Annotated in this window: 15 protein-coding genes and 1 tRNA gene; 7 read left to right on the plus strand and 9 right to left on the minus strand. The window is 64.7% G+C overall.

Annotated elements, in window-relative coordinates; translation table 11 throughout:
- Positions 1 to 99: 99 nt before the first annotated feature.
- Positions 100 to 396, plus strand: a complete 297-nt coding sequence (locus EPD80_RS05550) for a hypothetical protein (protein WP_142810084.1) — start codon at positions 100 to 102, stop codon at positions 394 to 396.
- Here the strand turns inward: EPD80_RS05550 and hemF are convergent.
- From hemF to metG, 7 genes are all read right to left on the minus strand, one after another.
- A complete protein-coding gene (gene hemF / locus EPD80_RS05555) occupies positions 380 to 1342 on the minus strand; it encodes an oxygen-dependent coproporphyrinogen oxidase (RefSeq protein ID WP_142810086.1) in 963 nt (320 codons plus the stop codon). The two genes, EPD80_RS05550 and hemF, sit on opposite strands and share 17 nt — an antisense overlap.
- Positions 1339 to 2664, minus strand: a complete 1326-nt coding sequence (gene purD, locus EPD80_RS05560) for a phosphoribosylamine--glycine ligase (protein ID WP_221928866.1) — start codon at positions 2662 to 2664, stop codon at positions 1339 to 1341. The genes hemF and purD overlap by 4 nt, the downstream gene beginning before the upstream one ends.
- Before the next feature lie 13 nt (positions 2665 to 2677).
- The gene (gene purH / locus EPD80_RS05565; protein WP_142804939.1) at positions 2678 to 4261 is read right to left on the minus strand and encodes a bifunctional phosphoribosylaminoimidazolecarboxamide formyltransferase/IMP cyclohydrolase; all 1584 of its coding nucleotides are present in this window, start codon (positions 4259 to 4261) and stop codon (positions 2678 to 2680) included.
- A gap of 21 nt (positions 4262 to 4282) precedes the next feature.
- A complete protein-coding gene (locus tag EPD80_RS05570; protein WP_221928867.1) occupies positions 4283 to 4531 on the minus strand; it encodes a helix-turn-helix domain-containing protein in 249 nt (82 codons plus the stop codon).
- Complete coding sequence (gene dusB, locus EPD80_RS05575) at positions 4528 to 5541, minus strand: tRNA dihydrouridine synthase DusB (RefSeq protein WP_142810089.1); 1014 nt, start codon at positions 5539 to 5541, stop codon at positions 4528 to 4530. Before dusB ends, EPD80_RS05570 begins: the two co-directional genes overlap by 4 nt.
- A 69-nt stretch (positions 5542 to 5610) precedes the next feature.
- A complete protein-coding gene (locus tag EPD80_RS05580; RefSeq protein ID WP_142810092.1) occupies positions 5611 to 7296 on the minus strand; it encodes a SulP family inorganic anion transporter in 1686 nt (561 codons plus the stop codon).
- Complete coding sequence (metG, locus tag EPD80_RS05585; RefSeq protein ID WP_142810096.1) at positions 7293 to 9395, minus strand: methionine--tRNA ligase; 2103 nt, start codon at positions 9393 to 9395, stop codon at positions 7293 to 7295. Before metG ends, EPD80_RS05580 begins: the two co-directional genes overlap by 4 nt.
- 51 nt (positions 9396 to 9446) lie before the next feature.
- Between metG and EPD80_RS05590 the strand changes: the two genes are divergently transcribed.
- Positions 9447 to 9531, plus strand: a tRNA-Leu gene (locus EPD80_RS05590).
- A gap of 84 nt (positions 9532 to 9615) precedes the next feature.
- Positions 9616 to 10464 carry a 3-hydroxybutyryl-CoA dehydrogenase gene (locus EPD80_RS05595; protein WP_142804943.1) on the plus strand — a complete coding sequence of 283 codons (849 nt, stop codon included), beginning with the start codon at positions 9616 to 9618 and terminating at the stop codon, positions 10462 to 10464.
- 109 nt (positions 10465 to 10573) lie between these two features.
- Here EPD80_RS05595 and rho read toward each other — a convergent pair whose 3' ends face one another.
- Complete coding sequence (gene rho / locus EPD80_RS05600) at positions 10574 to 11833, minus strand: transcription termination factor Rho (RefSeq protein ID WP_142804944.1); 1260 nt, start codon at positions 11831 to 11833, stop codon at positions 10574 to 10576.
- Positions 11834 to 11990: 157 nt separating this feature from the next.
- Positions 11991 to 12317 carry a thioredoxin TrxA gene (trxA, locus tag EPD80_RS05605; protein WP_142804945.1) on the minus strand — a complete coding sequence of 109 codons (327 nt, stop codon included), beginning with the start codon at positions 12315 to 12317 and terminating at the stop codon, positions 11991 to 11993.
- 217 nt (positions 12318 to 12534) lie between these two features.
- On the opposite strand from trxA, the gene fdxA reads away from it, so the two are divergent.
- From fdxA to ilvB, 4 genes are all read left to right on the plus strand, one after another.
- Positions 12535 to 12858, plus strand: coding sequence for a ferredoxin FdxA (fdxA, locus tag EPD80_RS05610; protein ID WP_142810098.1), 324 nt, complete (start codon positions 12535 to 12537; stop codon positions 12856 to 12858).
- 35 nt (positions 12859 to 12893) lie between these two features.
- On the plus strand, positions 12894 to 13346 hold the full coding sequence (locus tag EPD80_RS05615; RefSeq protein ID WP_142804947.1) for a CBS domain-containing protein: 453 nt from the start codon (positions 12894 to 12896) through the stop codon (positions 13344 to 13346).
- A gap of 116 nt (positions 13347 to 13462) precedes the next feature.
- Positions 13463 to 15133: an AMP-binding protein gene (locus EPD80_RS05620; protein ID WP_142810101.1), complete on the plus strand. Its 1671-nt coding sequence runs from the start codon at positions 13463 to 13465 to the stop codon at positions 15131 to 15133.
- A 250-nt stretch (positions 15134 to 15383) separates the two neighbouring features.
- Positions 15384 to 17051, plus strand: coding sequence for an acetolactate synthase large subunit (gene ilvB, locus EPD80_RS05625; RefSeq protein WP_142810104.1), 1668 nt, complete (start codon positions 15384 to 15386; stop codon positions 17049 to 17051).
- Positions 17052 to 17058: the final 7 nt, after the last annotated feature.

Consider the following 17058-nt stretch of genomic DNA (forward strand, 5'->3'; position numbering starts at 1 on the left):
AGCGGGCAGGGAGAAACACTTTTTTACCGCGTCGCGAGATCGACGGAGTTAAGCTTTGATGGAGATAGGAACGTGCTCCGTGGAGGAAGGATGATGAATATGAAAAAGAAGATCGTCCTCGGTCTGGGGATCGTGCTGCTGGGGTCTTCGCCCGCATGGGCGGGCAAGCCATGGCATGGTAAAGCTCATGGCCGTCCGGACGTGGTGGTGATCGAACGCCATGACCATTGGCGACATCATCGGGATTACCGGCCGGTGACGGTGGTGCGTGAGAAAACGGTGGTCCATCACCATTGGGCCCCGCCGCCTCGGGTAGTCGAATACCGCTATGCCCGACCCTACTATGGGCCGGGCGTGACGATCGACGTCTCGCCGATCTTCATTCCGTTCCGGTGAGGGGCGTCTCGGCCGAGCGTTCGGCCCAATCGCGCGGCCTGAGCGCTTCGTAGAGCGCCGCCTCGGGGCTGCCGGGCTCGGGGTGCCAGTCGTAGCGCCAGCGGGCGAGCGGCGGTAGCGACATGAGGATGGCTTCGGTGCGCCCGCCGCTTTGCAAGCCGAAATGGGTGCCGCGATCCCACACGAGGTTGAATTCGACGTAGCGGCCGCGGCGGTAGGCTTGGAAGTCGCGCTCGCGCTCGCCGTAAGGGTGGGCGAGCCGCCGCTCGAGGAGGGGGAGATAGGCCGGAAGGAAGGCGTCTCCCACGGCTTGGGTGAGGCGCCAGGCCGATTCGAAGGGGATGGTGCCGTCGGCCCCCAGATCGTCGAAGAAGAGCCCGCCCACGCCGCGTGGCTCTTCGCGATGTTTCAGGTAGAAGTACTCGTCGCACCAGCGTTTGTAGTGCCGGTACTGCGTTTCGTCGAAACCCGCGCCCAGCACCGCGTCGCGGCAGGTGCGGTGAAAGTGCACGATGTCTTCGACGAAGGGGTAGTAGGGCGTGAGATCCATGCCGCCGCCGAACCACCACACGGGCGGCGATCCTTCGGCGGTGGCGACGAAGGCACGCACGTTGAGGTGTACGGTGGGGCAGTAAGGATTGCGGGGGTGCAGCACGAGCGACACGCCCAGCGCCTCGAAGGCACGCCCGGCGAGCTCGGGGCGCCGTGCGCTCGCCGAAGGCGGCAGGCTCGCGCCGCGCACATGGGAGAAATTGACGCCGCCGCGCTCGAGCACCGGGCCGTCTTCGGTGATGCAGCTCACTCCGTCGCCCACGAGCGCTTCGCCCTCGGGCCGTTGCCAACGATCTTCGCGAAATGGGCGGCCGTCGATTCTGGCGAGCGCCGCCACGATGCGCGCCTGCAGCGCGAGGAAATGATGCCGGATCGCGGCGGTGTCGGGCGTCATGGGTGGTGGCGGTTGAGCGCCCGGTGGCCGATGTCGCGGCGCATCTGTTTGCCGGCGAACTCGATGCGGTCGGCCATGGCGTAGGCGCGCGCGATCGCCTCGCGCAAGGTTTCGCCAAGGGCGGTGACGCACACTACGCGCCCGCCGTTGGTGACGATCTGTCCTTCGCGCTCGGCGGTACCGGCATGAAAGACGAGCACCGGTTCCTTGGGTTCGAGGGGGGTGCATTCCTCGGGCAGCCCCGTGATGACGTCGCCTTTGCGCGGGGCTTCCGGATAGCCGGCTGCAGCGAGCACCATACCCACCGCCGGACGACGGTCCCATTGCGCTTCGATTTCGAGCAGGGAGCCGGCGAGCGCCGCTTCGATGAGCTCGACCAGGTCGGTCTTGAGCCGCGCGAGCAGCGGCTGCGCCTCGGGGTCGCCCAGGCGGCAGTTGAATTCGACCACCCGCGGTTCGCCCTGCGGCGAGATCATGAGGCCCGCGTAGAGAAAGCCGGCGTAGGGCGTGCCCTCGGCGGCCATGCCGGCGAGCGTGGGCTGGATGATCTCGCGCATGACGCGGGCGTGCACGTCGGGGGTGACCACCGGCGCGGGGCTGTAGGCGCCCATGCCGCCGGTGTTGGGGCCATGGTCGCCGTCGAGCAGGCGCTTGTGGTCCTGGCTGGTGGCCAAGGCCAAGGCGTTGCGCCCGTCGGCGATGACGATGAAGCTCGCCTCTTCGCCTTCCATGAATTCCTCGATGACCACGCGCGCGCCGGCGTCCCCCATGGCGTTGGCCACGAGCATGCGGTCGATCGCCTCGTGGGCCTCGGCAAGGGTCTGCGCTACCACCACCCCTTTGCCGGCGGCGAGCCCGTCGGCCTTGACGACGATGGGGGCTCCTTTGGCCTCGACCCAGGCGTGCGCCTGCGCGGCGTCGGCGAAGGTCTGGTACGCGGCGGTGGGAATTCCGTGGCGCTGCATGAAACGCTTGGCGAAATCCTTGCTCGCTTCGAGCTGGGCAGCGGCCTGGGTCGGGCCGAAGATCGCAAGCCCCGCTTCGCGGAAAGCGTCGACGATACCGGCGGCCAAAGGCGCTTCCGGTCCGACGACGGTGAGATCGACGTGTTCTTGGCGGGCGGCGTCGAGCCATTGTTCGATCGTGCTCGCCGGCACGTTGCGGCATTTCTCCGTGCGGGCGGTGCCGGGGTTGCCCGGGGCGACGAGGACGTGCTGCACGCGCGGCGATTGGGCAAGCTTCCAGGCGAGCGCGTGTTCGCGCCCGCCGCTGCCGATGACCATCACGGTGAGGCCGTGTTTATTCATAGGGGGTTTGCTCATTCTGTTCGGACGGTCAATGACGGAAATGGCGGATGCCGGTGAAGACCATGGCCAGGCCATGCTCGTCGGCTGCGGCGATCACCTCTTCGTCGCGCACCGACCCGCCGGGTTGGATGACGGCGGTGGCGCCGGCTTCGGCGAGTACGTCGAGCCCGTCGCGGAAGGGGAAGAAGGCGTCGGAAGCGACCACGCTGCCGCGCACCTCCAGACCGGCGTTGCGCGCCTTGATTACGGCGATGCGCGAGGAGTCGACCCGGCTCATTTGACCCGCGCCGATGCCGACGGTGCGCCGTTCCTTGCCATAGACGATGGCGTTCGACTTGACGTACTTGGCCACGCGCCACACGAAGAGGAGATCGCGCATTTCTTCGGGTGTGGGCAGGCGGCGGGTGACGACGCGCAGCTGGTCCGGGTCGAAGGAGACGGCATCCGGCGTCTGCACCAGGAGCCCCCCGCCGATGCGCTTGTATTCCCATTGGGTGGGATCGACGCCCAGAGGGCAACGCAGCACGCGCACGTTCTTCTTCGCCGCCAGCACTTCGAGTGCCTCGGGGGTATAGCCCGGCGCGATGAGTACTTCGAGGAACTGCCCTGAGACGGCCTGCGCCGCTGCCTCGTCGACGGGTACGTTGAAGGCGATGATGCCGCCGAAGGCGGAGGTGGGGTCGGTGGCAAACGCCCGCTGATAGGCTTCGAGCGGGGTTTCCCCGAGCGCGACGCCGCAGGGATTGGCATGCTTGACGATGACGCAGGCGGGGCCGTCGGCATCCGCGGCGAAGCTCTTGACGCATTCCCAGGCGGCGTCGGCGTCGGCGAGGTTGTTGTAGGAGAGTTCCTTGCCTTGCAATTGCTGCGCCTGGGCGATGCCACCCGCAGCCGCCCTCGGGTCACGATAGAAAGCGGCGCTCTGATGCGGGTTCTCGCCGTAGCGCAGGTCCTGCACCTTGTCGAAGGCCGGCTGGAAGGCGGTGGGAAATGGGCTCGTCTCGCCCGCCGGGGTGCGGGCGGTGAGGTAGTGGGAAATGGCGGCATCGTAGCGCGCCGTGTGCGTGAAGGCTTTGGCGGCGAGGCGGTAACGGGTGGCATGGCTCACACGCCCGCCATTGGCGTGCATCTCGTCGAGCAGCGGCGCATAGTCGGCCGGATCGGTGAGCACGGCCACGCCCCCTTGCTCGTTGCCGTGATTCTTGGCCGCGGCGCGTACCATGGCCGGACCGCCGATGTCGATGTTCTCGATCGCCTCTTCGAGGGTGCAGCCCGGGCGCGCCACGGTCTGCTCGAAGGGGTAGAGGTTGACGGCCACGACGTCGATGAGGGGGATGCCGTGGGCGGCGAGTGCGGCCAGATGGGCTTCGTCGTCGCGCCGCGCGAGGATGCCGCCGTGCACGCGGGGGTGCAGGGTCTTGACGCGACCGTCTAGCATCTCGGGAAATCCCGTGTGTTCGGCCACGTCGGTGACGTTCAACCCGGCTTCACGCAGCACCTGGGCCGTACCGCCGGTGGAGAGCAGCCGCAGGCCCAGCCGTTCGAGCCCTCGGGCGAATTCGACGATCCCGGTCTTGTCCGAGACGCTGAGGAGTGCGTATCTTTCCGTCATGATGATTTCCGTGCGTGAAGGTCAGCCGAGATGGTATTGCTGGATCTTGCGCCGTAGCGTGTTGCGGTTGATGCCGAGCATCTGTGCCGCCAGCGTCTGGTTGCCGTCGGCGCGGGCGAGGATGTAGCGGATGAGTTCGCTCTCGACCCGGTCCATCACCAGCGCGTACAGACCCGTGGGCGTCTGGCCCTCGAGGTCGTGGAAATAGCGCTCGAGCGTGGCGAGCACCGCCCGGCCGAGCTCGTCGCGGCATTTGGGCATCGGTTTCATGCGCAGACCTCGTCGGTCGTTTCCAGGGGTTCGATCCCCCGGCTGGCGAGTTCGCCGAAGAATTCGTCGATCGCCTCGCGCTGTTCGGCCACCGTCTCGAGCCGGTTCATGCGTTGGCGGAAAGCCGCCGAGCCGACGAGGCCCTTGGTGTACCAGGAGATGTGCTTGCGCGCGACCTTCACGCCGGTCGTTTCACCGTAGAAGGCATAGAGGTCTTCGAGGTGCTCGAGCAGCAGGGCCCGGATCTCGGCCGGCGAGGGCGGCGGCAGGTGCTTTCCGGTGGCGAGGTAGTGTTCGATCTCGCGAAAGAGCCAGGGGCGCCCCTGGGCGGCGCGGCCGATCATCACACCGTCGGCGCCGGTGTAGTCCAGCACGGCGCGGGCTTTCTCGGGCGTGTTGATGTCGCCGTTGGCGATCACGGGAACGGAGACGAGGGTCTTCACCAGCGCGATGGTGTCGTATTCCGCTTCGCCCATGTATTGATCGGCCCGGGTGCGGCCGTGGATGGCGAGCGCCCGGATGCCGCAGGATTCGGCGATGCGCGCCAGGCGCGGGGCGTTCTTGTTGGCGCGGTTCCAGCCGGTGCGCATCTTGAGCGTCACCGGGGTGTCGGGCACGGCGCGCACCACGGCTTCCAGGATGCGGGCGGCGAGCGCTTCGTCTTGCATGAGCGCGGAACCTGCATAGACGTTGCACACTTTCTTCGCCGGGCAGCCCATGTTGATGTCGATGATCTGCGCCCCGCGCTCGACGTTGTAGCGCGCCGCCTGCGCCATCATTTCGGGGTCGGCGCCGGCGATCTGCACGACGATGGGTTCGACTTCGCCCGTGTGGTCGGCCCGGCGCAGGGTCTTGGCGCTGCCATAGAGGAGCGAATTGGAGGTGACCATCTCGGAGACCGCCAATCCCGCGCCCAGGCGTTTGCACAGCTGCCGAAAGGGGCGGTCCGTGACCCCTGCCATCGGGGCGACGAAGAGGTTGTTGCGCAGGCGAAAGCCGAGATAATCCATCGCGGTGGGGTGGGTGTCGATCGTCGGGAACGGGCAAGTATACCGCAGCGCTCGCTGCTTGCCGCTACGCTACGTATAGGAAATCGATGGTTCGCGTCGCTGCAAGGTCGCGGCGTGCGCCAAGGCGTCCTCGAAGGTGCGTCGCACGTTCTCACGGCCGATTTCGTCGAGGAATCCCGCCTTGCGCAGCGTGCGGAACGTTTCGCGGCTCGGTTCGGCGAGCACCAGAGGGATGCCGCGTTTGTCGAGTTCGCGGGCGATGGCGCGTAGGGTGTCCAGGCCCGAAGCGTCGATGCTCACGAGTTTACCCAGGTCGAGCACGACCACGTCGGGCCAATCCTGCGTGTCGAGAATTTCATCGAGCTTGTGGATGGCGCCGAAAAAGAGTGCTCCGGAGATGCGGTAGGCAGCCACGCGCAGGGAGCCGTCGGGGCGAAGGAAACGCGCGGCGTCGGGGCGACGCTCGAGCGGCAAGCGATCCACGTGGGTGAAACGCGCCATCTGGTAGATGAAGGCGAGGCTCGCGAGCACCATGCCGACCTCGACGGCGATGGTGAGGTCGAAGAGCACGGTGAGCGCGAAGGTGGTGAGCAGTATCACGCGGTATTTGGTGCTGAAACGCTTGAGTGCGGTGGGCGACATTTCGTGCCAGTCGCCCATATTGACTGCGACCACCAAGACGATGGCGGCGAGCGTGGTGAGCGGCACGTGCGCGGCGAGCGGCGCGAGCACGAGCACGACGGCGAGCAGGGTGAGTGCATGCACCATGCCGGCCACGGGTGTGCGTCCGCCGGCGCGCACGTTGGTGGCGGTGCGGGCGATGGCGCCGGTGGCGGCGAAGCCGCCGAAGAGCGGGGCGACGACGTTGGCGATGCCCTGCGCCATCAATTCCTGGTTCGGGTCGTGTCGATCATCGATCATGCTGTCGGCCACCCGCGCCGAGAGCAGGCTCTCGATCGCGCCGAGCAGCGCAATGGCGATCGCCGGCGGCAGCAGTTGCCCCAATTTGGTGAGATCGAACGCCGGGAAACTCGGTGTCGGGATCGTTTGCGGGATGCCGCCGAAGCGCGTGCCGATGGTCTCCAGGGGCAAGGAGAAGAGCATGTTCACGGCGGTGGCGACGATCAGCACCGCCAGCGGCCCTGGCAGGCGCGCCAGCCAGCGGGAGCGGGACGCGTAGCGGTTCCAGGTGAGGAGAAAGGCGAGCGAGGCAAGCCCGAAGGTGAGGGTAGGCCAGTGCGCCGTGGGCAGCGCCGTGGCGAGCGCATGCATCTTGCCGAAGAACTCGGCGGGTACTTTCTCGATCGCCAACCCGAGGAAGTCCTTGATCTGGGAGAGGAAGATCACCACCGCGATGCCGTTGGTGAATCCGATGACCACGGGCAGAGGAATGAAACGCACCAGCGTGCCGAGTCGGGCGGCGCCCAGCGCGAAGAGCATCAGACCGGCGAGCATGGTCGCCACCAGCAGGTTCGCCTCTCCGTGTATGGCGACGATGCCATAGACGATGGGGATGAAGGCGCCGGTGGGGCCGCCGATCTGCACGCGCGAGCCGCCCAGCGCCGAAATGAGGAATCCGGCGACGATGGCCGTCCAGATGCCGGCCGAAGGGGACATGCCGCTGGCGATCGCAAAGGCCATCGCGAGCGGCAGCGCCAGCACGCCGACCGTTAGGCCAGCGGAGACGTCTGCGATCAGTTGTCCGCGGTCATAAGCACGTAGCGTATCGACGAGGCGCGGTTTGAAAAAGATCATTTGATCCTCATGCCGGGGAGGGCGCCCTCGTCGGGGGAAACCAGATAGATTCCTGGATGCGTACCATCCGGGTCGGAAGCGGCGAGCACCATGCCTTCCGAGACGCCGAACTTCATTTTGCGCGGTGCGAGATTGGCCACCAGTACGACCAGGCGGCCGACGAGCGCGGCGGGGTCGTAGGCGGATTTGATGCCGGCGAAGACTTGTCGTACCCGGGCGCTGCCGTCTTCCTCGCGTTCGCCCGCGTCGAGCAAGAGCCGCAGCAGTTTGTCGGCCCCCTCGACCGGCTCGGCGGCGATGACGCGCGCTACGCGCAGGTCGACACCGAGGAACTGCTCGAGCGTGATCGGTGCGGCCGATTCGGGCTTCGCCGCAGCGGGTTTGGTGGGAGGGGTGATCGGGGCGAGCGCTTCGCGGTTGGCTTCGATGAGCGCGTCGATCGCCTTGCGTTCGATACGGGTGAGGAGGTGCTCGTAGGGTTCGATCCGATGCCCGGCCGGCAGCGGCGCCCAGTCTTCCTTCCAGCACAGCGGTTCGATGGCGAGGAATCGCTCGACGCGCGCCGCGGTGCGCGGCAGGACGGGTTTGAGGAGGCGGGTGAGATCGCGAAACATGGTGAGCGCCGTGGAGCAGACGCGGTGCAGCCGATCGAGTTCACCGGTTTTCGCCAGTTCCCAGGGCTTGTGCTCGTTGATGTAGTGGTTGGCGGCGTCGGCGAGCGCCATCGCCTCGCGCAGCGCCCGGCCGTAGTCGGCGTCTTCGAACGCACGATGTAGCCGCTCGTCGCGGTGGGCGGCCTTGAAAGGGGCGAGCGCTTCGGCGTCGACGGGTCCGAGCCGGCCGTCGAAGCGCTCACCGATGAAGCGGGCGGTACGGCTGGCGATGTTGACGTACTTGCCGACGAGGTCGCTATTGACCTTGGCGATGAGGTCGTCGAAGCTGAGATCGATGTCTTCGAAGGTGCCGTTCGATTTGGTGGCGAAGTAGTAGCGCAACCATTCCGGGTCGAGCCCGTGTTCGAGCCAGGAGCGGGCGGTGATGAAGGTGCCGCGGCTCTTGCTCATCTTGGCGCCGTCGACGGTGAGGAACCCATTGACGTACTCGCGCGTGGGCGTGCGATAGCCGGAAAAGTGCAGCATCGCCGGCCAGAAGAGGGCGTGGAAGTAGAGGATGTCCTTGCCGATGAAATGCACCATCTCGGTGCCGGCTTCGGCGGCGCGCCGTGCGTCGATGTACTCGGCCACGTCGAGGTTGCCGCGGCGCTTGGCGAGCGCGAGGAAACTCGCCAGATAGCCGATGGGGGCATCCAGCCAGACATAGAAATACTTGCCGGGCGCGCCCGGGATCTCGAAGCCGAAGTAGGGGGCATCGCGCGTGATGTCCCAGTCCGAGAGGCGGTTCTCGCCTTCTTCGCCGAGCCATTCCCGGATCTTGTTGGCGGCCTCGAGGCTCAGGTGGGGTTCGCCGCGCGCGTTGGTGCCGCGCGTCCAGCGGCGCAGGAATTCGACGCAGCGGGGATCCGAGAGTTTGAAGAAGTAGTGCTCGCTCTTCTTGAGGACGGGCTTGGCGCCGGAGACGGCGGAATAGGGGTTCTTGAGTTCGGTGGGCGAGTAGGCCGCGCCGCACGCCTCGCAGTTGTCGCCGTATTGATCCGGCGCGCCGCAGCGAGGGCATTCCCCTTTGAGGAAACGATCCGGCAGGAACATGCCTTTGACCGGGTCGTAGAACTGCTCGATCTCGCGCGCTTCGATCAAGCCTGCCGCCTTGAGCTTGCGGTAGATGTCTTCGGCGAAAAAGCGGTTTTCCTCGCTGTGCGTGCTGTGGTAGTGATCGAAGGCGACGAGGAAATCGGCGAAATCGCGGGCGTGTTCCTGCTGGACGCGGGCGATCAGCGCTTCGGGCGTGATGCCTTCTTTTTCCGCGCGCAGCATCACGGGGGTGCCGTGCGTGTCGTCGGCGCAGACGTAATGGACCGTGTGCCCGCACATGCGTTGGTAGCGCACCCAGACGTCGGCCTGTACGTAGCCCACGAGGTGGCCGAGATGGATGTCGCCGTTGGCATAGGGCAGCGCGTTCGTGACGAGAATCTTGCGGGTCATCTCCGGTCCTGATCGTTGCGGCAGTGAGCTTGGATTATAATGGTTTGGTCAGCCCGGGTGGCGAAATTGGTAGACGCACCAGATTTAGGTTCTGGCGCCGCAAGGCGTGGGGGTTCGAGTCCCTTCCCGGGCACCAAGTCTTCCGATTTTTGCAAGATGCATTTTTGTGGTACGCTGCAACGATCGATCGGCGTTTCCCTTCCCCCAAGAGGAGTCATTCATGCAGACCATCTTCATCGTCGGTGCAGGAACGATGGGCAGCGGCATCGCTCAGGTCGCGGCCCAGAGCGGATTTTCGGTGCAGCTCTTTGACATTTCCGCGCAGCAGCTCGAACGGGCGCGCGCCACGATCTCTGGCAACCTCGACCGCCTCGTGAAAAAAGAGAAACTCACGGCGGCGGATAGAGACGCGGCGCTCGCGCGCATCGAAACGGTGACCCAGCTCGACGGTGTGGCTGCGGCCGACCTGGTGATCGAGGCGGCGAGCGAAAACGAGGCGCTCAAGCTCGAACTCTTCGCCAAACTCGACGCGCTTGCCAAGCCGGAGGCGATCCTCGCATCCAACACGTCTTCCATTTCCATCACCAAGATCGCTGCGGCCACCAAAAATCCGTCGCGCGTGATCGGCATGCACTTCTTCAACCCCGTGCCGGTAATGGCTCTCATTGAGCTCATCCGCGGTCTGCAGACGTCCGACGAGACCTACCAGAAGGCCGAGGCGATCGCCAAGGCGCTGGGCAAGACGCCGGTGGCGGTGAAAAACAGCCCGGGCTTCGTGGTCAATCGCCTGCTGTGCCCCATGATCAACGAGGCGATCTTCGCCCTGCAAGAGGGGCTCGCGAGCGCCGAGGGGATCGACGAGGCGATGAAACTGGGCTGCAATCACCCGATCGGTCCGCTGGCGTTGGCCGACCTGATCGGCCTGGACGTGGAGCTCGCGGTGATGCAGGTGCTCTACGAGGGGTTCAAGGATCCGAAATTCCGCCCGGCGCCGCTGCTCGTCGAGATGGTGGAGGCGGGCAAGCTCGGACGCAAGACGGGCGAAGGGTTCTACCGCTACGACAAGTGAGCGCGACCTTCGCCGAGCGCAGGGGGTGAACGAAAACCGCGGCCTGGAGCCGCGGTTTTTTTGTGTCGAGAAAAACGACAAGGAGTGTTCTGGTTCCGTCCGTGCGCACTCAGGCCCGGCGCATGGCGTCGAAGAACTCGGCGTTGTTCTTCGTCGCCTTGAGCTTGTCGAGGAGGAATTCGGTGGCTTCCAGATCGTCCATGCCGTAGAGGAGCTTGCGCAGGATCCACACCTTTTGCAGGATGTCCGGTTTCATCAGGAGCTCTTCGCGTCGCGTGCCGGAGCGGTTGACGTTGATCGCCGGGTAGACGCGCTTCTCCGCCATGCGCCGGTCGAGGTGCAGCTCCATGTTGCCCGTGCCCTTGAATTCCTCGTAGATCACGTCGTCCATGCGGCTGCCGGTGTCGATGAGCGCCGTGGCGATGATGGTGAGGCTGCCGCCTTCTTCGAGGTTGCGCGCCGCGCCGAAGAATCGCTTGGGCTTTTGCAGGGCGTTGGCGTCCACGCCGCCGGTGAGCACCTTGCCTGAGGAGGGGACGACGGTGTTGTAGGCGCGCGCCAGGCGGGTGAGCGAATCGAGCAGCACCACCACGTCGCGCTTGTGCTCGGTGAGGCGCTTGGCCTTCTCGATGACGATCTCGGCCACCTGTACGTGGCGTGAGGCCGGCTCGTCGAAGGTGGAGGCGACCACTTCGCCGCGCACCGAGCGCTGCATTTCGGTGACCTCTTCGGGACGCTCGTCGATCAGGAGCACGATGAGCACGACGTCGGGATGGTTCGAGGTGATGGCATGCGCGATGTGCTGCAGCATCACCGTTTTCCCCGTCTTGGGCGGGGCGACGATGAGGCCACGCTGGCCTTTGCCGATCGGGGCGATGATGTCGATGACCCGACCGGTGAGGTTTTCCTCACTGCGGATGTCGCGCTCGAGCTTGAAGGCTTCGTTCGGGTGCAGGGGAGTTAGGTTCTCGAAGAGGATCTTGTGCTTGCACTTCTCGGGTGCTTCGCCATTGATGCGGTCGAGCTTCACCAGGGCGAAGTAACGCTCTCCTTCCTTGGGGATACGGATCTCGCCCTCGATGGTGTCACCCGTGTGCAGGTTGAAGCGACGGATCTGTGAGGGCGAGACGTAGATGTCGTCGGGGCTGGCGAGATAGGAGGTATCGGGTGAGCGCAGAAAGCCGTAGCCTTCCGGCAGGACCTCCAATACCCCTTCGCCAAAGATGGGTTCGCCTTTCTTGGCGCGGTTCTTCAGCATGGCGAACACGAGTTCGTGTTTGCGCAGGCGGTTGGCGCCTTCGATGCCTTGTTCGGTGGCTAGCGCCAGGAGCTGGCTGACGTGCAGCGACTTGAGCTCGGACAGATGCATGGTTTTTGGTCGATGAAGGTTCTGTAGTCAATGAGATCTGAGAAGGCACGCCGCGAAGATCGACGCGGGCCGCCAGACGGGGAAAGTCTGAAAGTGCGCCGGCACGAAAGGCCGGCCTGAAAAATACGCCGAAATTACGCCGGTCGCGCGGCCGGCGTCAAAGATTGCTGTCGATGAAGGCGACGAGTTGGGATTTGGCCATCGCGCCGACGCGAGTGGCTTCGACGTTGCCGTTTTTGAAGAGCATCAGCGTTGGAATGCCGCGCACGCCGTATTTGGCAGGGGTTTCGGGGTTCTGATCGATGTCGAGCTTGCAGACCTTGAGCTTTCCTGCATACTCTTGGGCGATTTCGTCTAGGATCGGAGCGATCATCTTGCATGGGCCGCACCATTCGGCCCAAAAATCGAGCAGCACAGGCATTTTTGCCTGTAGGACTTCTTGCTCGAAGGTGGAATCGCTCACGTGATGGATGTGTTCGCTCATCGTGTGTCTCGGGGATGGACTGATAGGGGGTGAGAAGGAAAGCCCCGGCCGTATGGCTTCGGGGCAATAGGGCGTAACTTAGGGCATTGGCGACGAGACGTCAAGAGGATCGACGTCGAATCGGGCATGATGGGGCGCAAAATACGGGGAGCGTGGTATAAATGCAAAAAACTCGGGATGTCGTTTGCCCGGTGTTCGCAAGCAAAGGGGTTTTCCCATGACCTATGTCGTGACCGAAGCGTGCATTCGCTGCAAGTATACCGATTGTGTGGATGTCTGTCCCGTCGACTGTTTCCGCGAGGGGCCGAACATGCTGGTGATCGACCCCGATGAGTGCATCGACTGCTCGCTGTGCGTACCAGAATGCCCCGTGGAGGCGATTTATGCGGAGGACGATGTTCCGGCCGATCAGCGCGATTTCATTGCTCTGAACGCCGAACTCGCCAAGCAATGGCCGCCGATCGTGGAGCGCAAGGATCCTTTGCCCGATGCCGATGAATGGGCCAAGGTCAAGGACAAGCGCGACCAGCTGCTGCGCTGAGTCGCTTTCGACCACGTGCGTAGGGAGAGGAAACCATGAAAGTACGGGAGATCTTGGCGATCAAGGGAACGGCGCTCTTCACCATTACCCCCAATCGTTTCCTCTCCGACGCGGTGGCGGTGATGGTGGAGCAGGACATCGGCTCTCTGGTGGTGTTCGACGCGGGGAAAATGGTGGGGCTGCTCACTTTTCGTGAAGTGCTGGTGGCCGTGCATCATGCCTGTGCTTCCTGGGGCATGTTGACGGTCGAGGAGGCGATGCTGCGCCAGCCCATCGTCGCCGATCCCGACATGGAGCTCGATGCCTTGCGCCTGCGCATGGTGCAGACGCGGCAGCGCTATTTTCCCGTGATGGAGGAGGGCACCTTGCTCGGCGTCGTGTCGTTCTACGATGTAGCCAAGGCGGTGCTCGAAGAAAAAGACTTCGAGAATCGGATGTTGAAAGACTACATCCGCAATTGGCCGGAGACCGGCGAAAAAGAAGTTTGATCGAGGGTCCAGGGATATCCATGCCAGTCGCCCGTAAGAGGCGTCGGCGCTACCGGGAGGAGGGATCGAGGCCGCGGGAATCAGCCTGCGGCGTGATCCGAGGTGGAGGAGAATCCATGGAAAAAATCTGGCTCAGGAGCTATCCGCCGGGCGTGCCGGCGGAAATCGACCCGACCGAGCATGCCTCGCTGGTCGACTTGTTCGAGCGCAGCGTGGCGCGTTTCGCCGACCTGCCTGCGTTCACCCACATGGGCAGGACGTTGACCTACCGCGAGGTGGACCGTCTTTCGGCCAACTTCGCTTCTTTCCTGCAACATGGGTTGGGTTTGGCGCCAGGCTCGCGGGTGGCGCTGATGCTGCCCAACGTGCTGCAATATCCGGTGGCGATGTTCGGCATCCTGCGGGCCGGCTGCGTGGTGGTCAATGTCAATCCGCTCTACACGCCGCGCGAGGTGTCGCATCAGTTGCGCGACGCCGGTGCCGAGGCGATCATCGTACTGGAAAATTTCGCCCATACGCTCGACGAAGTTCCGGAAGTGCGCTCGTTGAAAGCAGTAGTAGTGACTTCCTTGGCGGAGATGCTGGGGGCGCCTCGCTCGTGGGTGGTGGATTTCGTCGTGCGCCGAGTGAAAAAAATGGTGCCGCCGTGGCGTCTGCCCGGGCACATTCGCTGGGGGGAAGCCTTGCGGCGGGGGGCCGTGCGCTCGATGACGCGCGTCGAGCCGGGGCTCGAGGACATCGCTTTCCTGCAATACACGGGGGGGACCACGGGGGTGGCCAAGGGGGCAGTACTCCTGCACCGCAACCTCATCGCCAACGTGCTGCAAGCGACGGCCTGGGTCGGATCGGTGTTGCGCGAGGCCGAGGAACGCGTCGTGACCGCTCTGCCGCTGTACCACATCTTCGCACTCACGGCCAACTGCCTCGTTTTCTTCCGCCTGGGGGGGCACAACCTGCTCATCACTAACCCCCGGGACATCGACGGCCTGGTGCGGGAATTGAGCAAGTGGCCGTTTACCGCGATCACCGGCGTGAATACCCTCTTCAACGCTTTGGTGCATCACCCCGAGTTTGCCAAGCTCGATTTTTCCCCGCTCAAGCTCACCCTGGGTGGAGGAATGGCGGTGCAGCAAGCGGTGGCGCAGAAGTGGCAGCAAATCACCGGACGACCGCTGCTCGAAGCCTATGGCTTGACCGAAACCTCGCCGGCCGTGACGATCAATCCCTTGGATTTGCCGGCGTTCAATCATTCGATCGGTCTGCCTCTTCCTTCCACGGACGTGAGCCTGCGCGACGATGCCGGAGCCGAGGTGCCGCCGGGTGAGGCGGGTGAGCTGTGCGTGCGCGGGCCGCAAGTGATGCGGGAGTACTGGAACCGCCCGGACGAGACGGCCAAGGTATTCTTCCCCGATGGATTCTTGCGCACGGGCGACGTCGCGAGAATGGACGAGCGCGGTTTCCTCTACATCGTCGATCGCAAGAAAGACATGATCCTCGTGTCGGGTTTCAACGTCTATCCCAACGAAGTCGAGGACGTGATCGCTCTGCATCCCGGGGTGTTGGAAGTGGCGGTGGTGGGCGTGCCCGACGAACACAGCGGCGAGGCGGTGAAAGCCTACGTGGTGCGTCGCGATCCCTCGCTCGATGCCGAAGCGATTCGGCAATGGTGCCGCGAACGGCTCACACCCTACAAGGTGCCGCACCACATCGAATTCCGCGAGGAACTGCCCAAGACACAGGTGGGCAAGATCTTGCGTCGTGCCTTGCGTGAAGAGGCGCGAGGGTAGGGATGCAAAAATCGCTTGTCAACGACCGAATTTCGTGTTTTACTTCGAACCATGAAATGAATCGGAGTATCTCGGTGGTCCGTTCCGCCCTTTTCCTGGCCGTTCTGCTGTCCGTACGCGTAGGCGTAGGGCCGCATGCGCCCCGGAGGGACTGACGCCGGATCCGAGCATCGTACCGATTCGAACCCGACCCCCTCCGGAGCCAGTCTCCCGAGGGGGTTTCGTTTTTTTAGGCACGAGGAGTAGGGCGATGATGACGATGACCGGCGCCGAGTTGATCGTGCGCTTGTTGGAACAGCAGGAGATAGAGACGATCGTGGGCATTCCCGGCGGGGCGATCCTGCCGCTCTACGATGCCCTGAGTCAGTCGAAACGGATTCGGCACGTGCTCGCGCGCCACGAGCAGGGTGCCGGTTTCATGGCCCAGGGCATGGCGCGGGTGACGGGCAAGCCCGCGGTGTGCTTTGCTTCGAGCGGCCCGGGGGCGACGAACCTGGTGACGGCGATCGCCGATGCGCGTCTCGACTCCATTCCGCTGGTGGCGATCACGGGGCAGGTGCCGCTGGCTATGATCGGCACCGACGCGTTCCAGGAGGTCGACATCTACGGCATGACCATCCCCATCACCAAGCACAATTTCCTCGTGCGCTCCGCCGCCGAGCTGCTGGAGGTGATCCCGCAGGCGTTTCGCATCGCCATGTCCGGGCGTCCGGGGCCGGTGCTCGTCGACGTGCCCAAGGACGTGCAGAACCAGCTCGTCACGTTCGAGCGCCTGCCGGCGCCGGCGGTGCCCGATCCGCTGCCGCCGCTGGATGAAACGGCGATCGCGGCGGCAGCGCGTTTGATCGACGAGGCCGAGCGTCCCGTGCTCTATCTGGGCGGCGGGGTGATTCATGCCGATGCCGCCCCGCTCGCGGTGACACTGGCCGAGCAGACGGCGATGCCCACCACCATGACGCTGATGGCGCTGGGGGCGATGCCGGTCGATCATCCCCTGTCGCTGGGGATGCTGGGTATGCACGGCGCGCGCTATACGAACTTCGCCTTGCAGGAATCGGACTTGTTGGTGTGCGTCGGAGCGCGTTTCGACGACCGGGCGATCGGCAAGGCCTCGCAGTTCTGCCCGGAGGCGAAAGTGATCCACATCGACATCGACCGGGCGGAACTGGGCAAGATTCGCCGTCCCGACGTGGCGATCCATGGCGACGTCAAGGCCGTGCTGCAGGCGCTGTTGCCCCGGGTGCGGGCTCAGCTGCGCAAACGCTGGCTGAGCCACGTGGCGAGTTTGAAGTCGCGCTTCCCGCTGGTGCTGGAAGGGCGGGATGACCCACGTAGCCACTATGGGCTCATTCAGGCGGTGGCCAAGGCGCTCGACGACGACGCGGTGGTGGTCACCGACGTCGGCCAGCACCAGATGTGGGTGGCGCAGGCCTATCCGCTGCGCCGGCCGCGGCAGTGGCTCACTTCCGGCGGGCTGGGCACGATGGGTTTCGGACTGCCGGCGGCGATCGGTGCGTCGCTCGCCGAGCCCCAGCGTACGGTAGTGTGTTTCACCGGCGACGGCAGCCTGAAGATGAACATCCAGGAGATGGCCACGCTCGCCGAAGAAGGGGGCAAGGTCAAGATCGTGCTGATGAACAACCAGTCGCTCGGGCTCGTCTATCAGCAGCAAAACCTCTTCTATGGCAAGCGTGTGATCGCTTCGAACTACCGTCGACCGACCGATTTCGTCAAGATCGCGGAGGGATTCGGCTTGGAGACGCTCGATCTGGATCACAGTGAGCATCCCGAGGCCGATCTGGCGGCGATCCTGCGCCGCCCCGGCCCGGCGCTGATCCATTGTTCGATCGATCGCGAGCGTTTCGTCTATCCGATGGTGCCGCCGGGCGCCGCCAACACCGAGATGATCGAGGGCTGACAGGAGA

This window comes from Tepidiphilus olei, assembly GCF_006980705.1.
Taxonomy (GTDB): domain Bacteria; phylum Pseudomonadota; class Gammaproteobacteria; order Burkholderiales; family Rhodocyclaceae; genus Tepidiphilus; species Tepidiphilus olei.

Excerpts from the sequence above, each read along its gene's own strand:
- EPD80_RS05550 (WP_142810084.1), top strand. The coding sequence starts at position 100 with ATGAAAAAGAAGATCGTCCTCGGTCTGGGGATCGTGCTGCTGGGGTCT.
- hemF (WP_142810086.1), bottom strand. The coding sequence starts at position 1,342 with ATGACGCCCGACACCGCCGCGATCCGGCATCATTTCCTCGCGCTGCAG.
- purD (WP_221928866.1), bottom strand. The coding sequence starts at position 2,664 with ATGAGCAAACCCCCTATGAATAAACACGGCCTCACCGTGATGGTCATC.
- purH (WP_142804939.1), bottom strand. The coding sequence starts at position 4,261 with ATGACGGAAAGATACGCACTCCTCAGCGTCTCGGACAAGACCGGGATC.
- EPD80_RS05570 (WP_221928867.1), bottom strand. The coding sequence starts at position 4,531 with ATGAAACCGATGCCCAAATGCCGCGACGAGCTCGGCCGGGCGGTGCTC.
- dusB (WP_142810089.1), bottom strand. The coding sequence starts at position 5,541 with ATGGATTATCTCGGCTTTCGCCTGCGCAACAACCTCTTCGTCGCCCCG.
- EPD80_RS05580 (WP_142810092.1), bottom strand. The coding sequence starts at position 7,296 with ATGATCTTTTTCAAACCGCGCCTCGTCGATACGCTACGTGCTTATGAC.
- metG (WP_142810096.1), bottom strand. The coding sequence starts at position 9,395 with ATGACCCGCAAGATTCTCGTCACGAACGCGCTGCCCTATGCCAACGGC.
- EPD80_RS05595 (WP_142804943.1), top strand. The coding sequence starts at position 9,616 with ATGCAGACCATCTTCATCGTCGGTGCAGGAACGATGGGCAGCGGCATC.
- rho (WP_142804944.1), bottom strand. The coding sequence starts at position 11,833 with ATGCATCTGTCCGAGCTCAAGTCGCTGCACGTCAGCCAGCTCCTGGCG.
- trxA (WP_142804945.1), bottom strand. The coding sequence starts at position 12,317 with ATGAGCGAACACATCCATCACGTGAGCGATTCCACCTTCGAGCAAGAA.
- fdxA (WP_142810098.1), top strand. The coding sequence starts at position 12,535 with ATGACCTATGTCGTGACCGAAGCGTGCATTCGCTGCAAGTATACCGAT.
- EPD80_RS05615 (WP_142804947.1), top strand. The coding sequence starts at position 12,894 with ATGAAAGTACGGGAGATCTTGGCGATCAAGGGAACGGCGCTCTTCACC.
- EPD80_RS05620 (WP_142810101.1), top strand. The coding sequence starts at position 13,463 with ATGGAAAAAATCTGGCTCAGGAGCTATCCGCCGGGCGTGCCGGCGGAA.
- ilvB (WP_142810104.1), top strand. The coding sequence starts at position 15,384 with ATGATGACGATGACCGGCGCCGAGTTGATCGTGCGCTTGTTGGAACAG.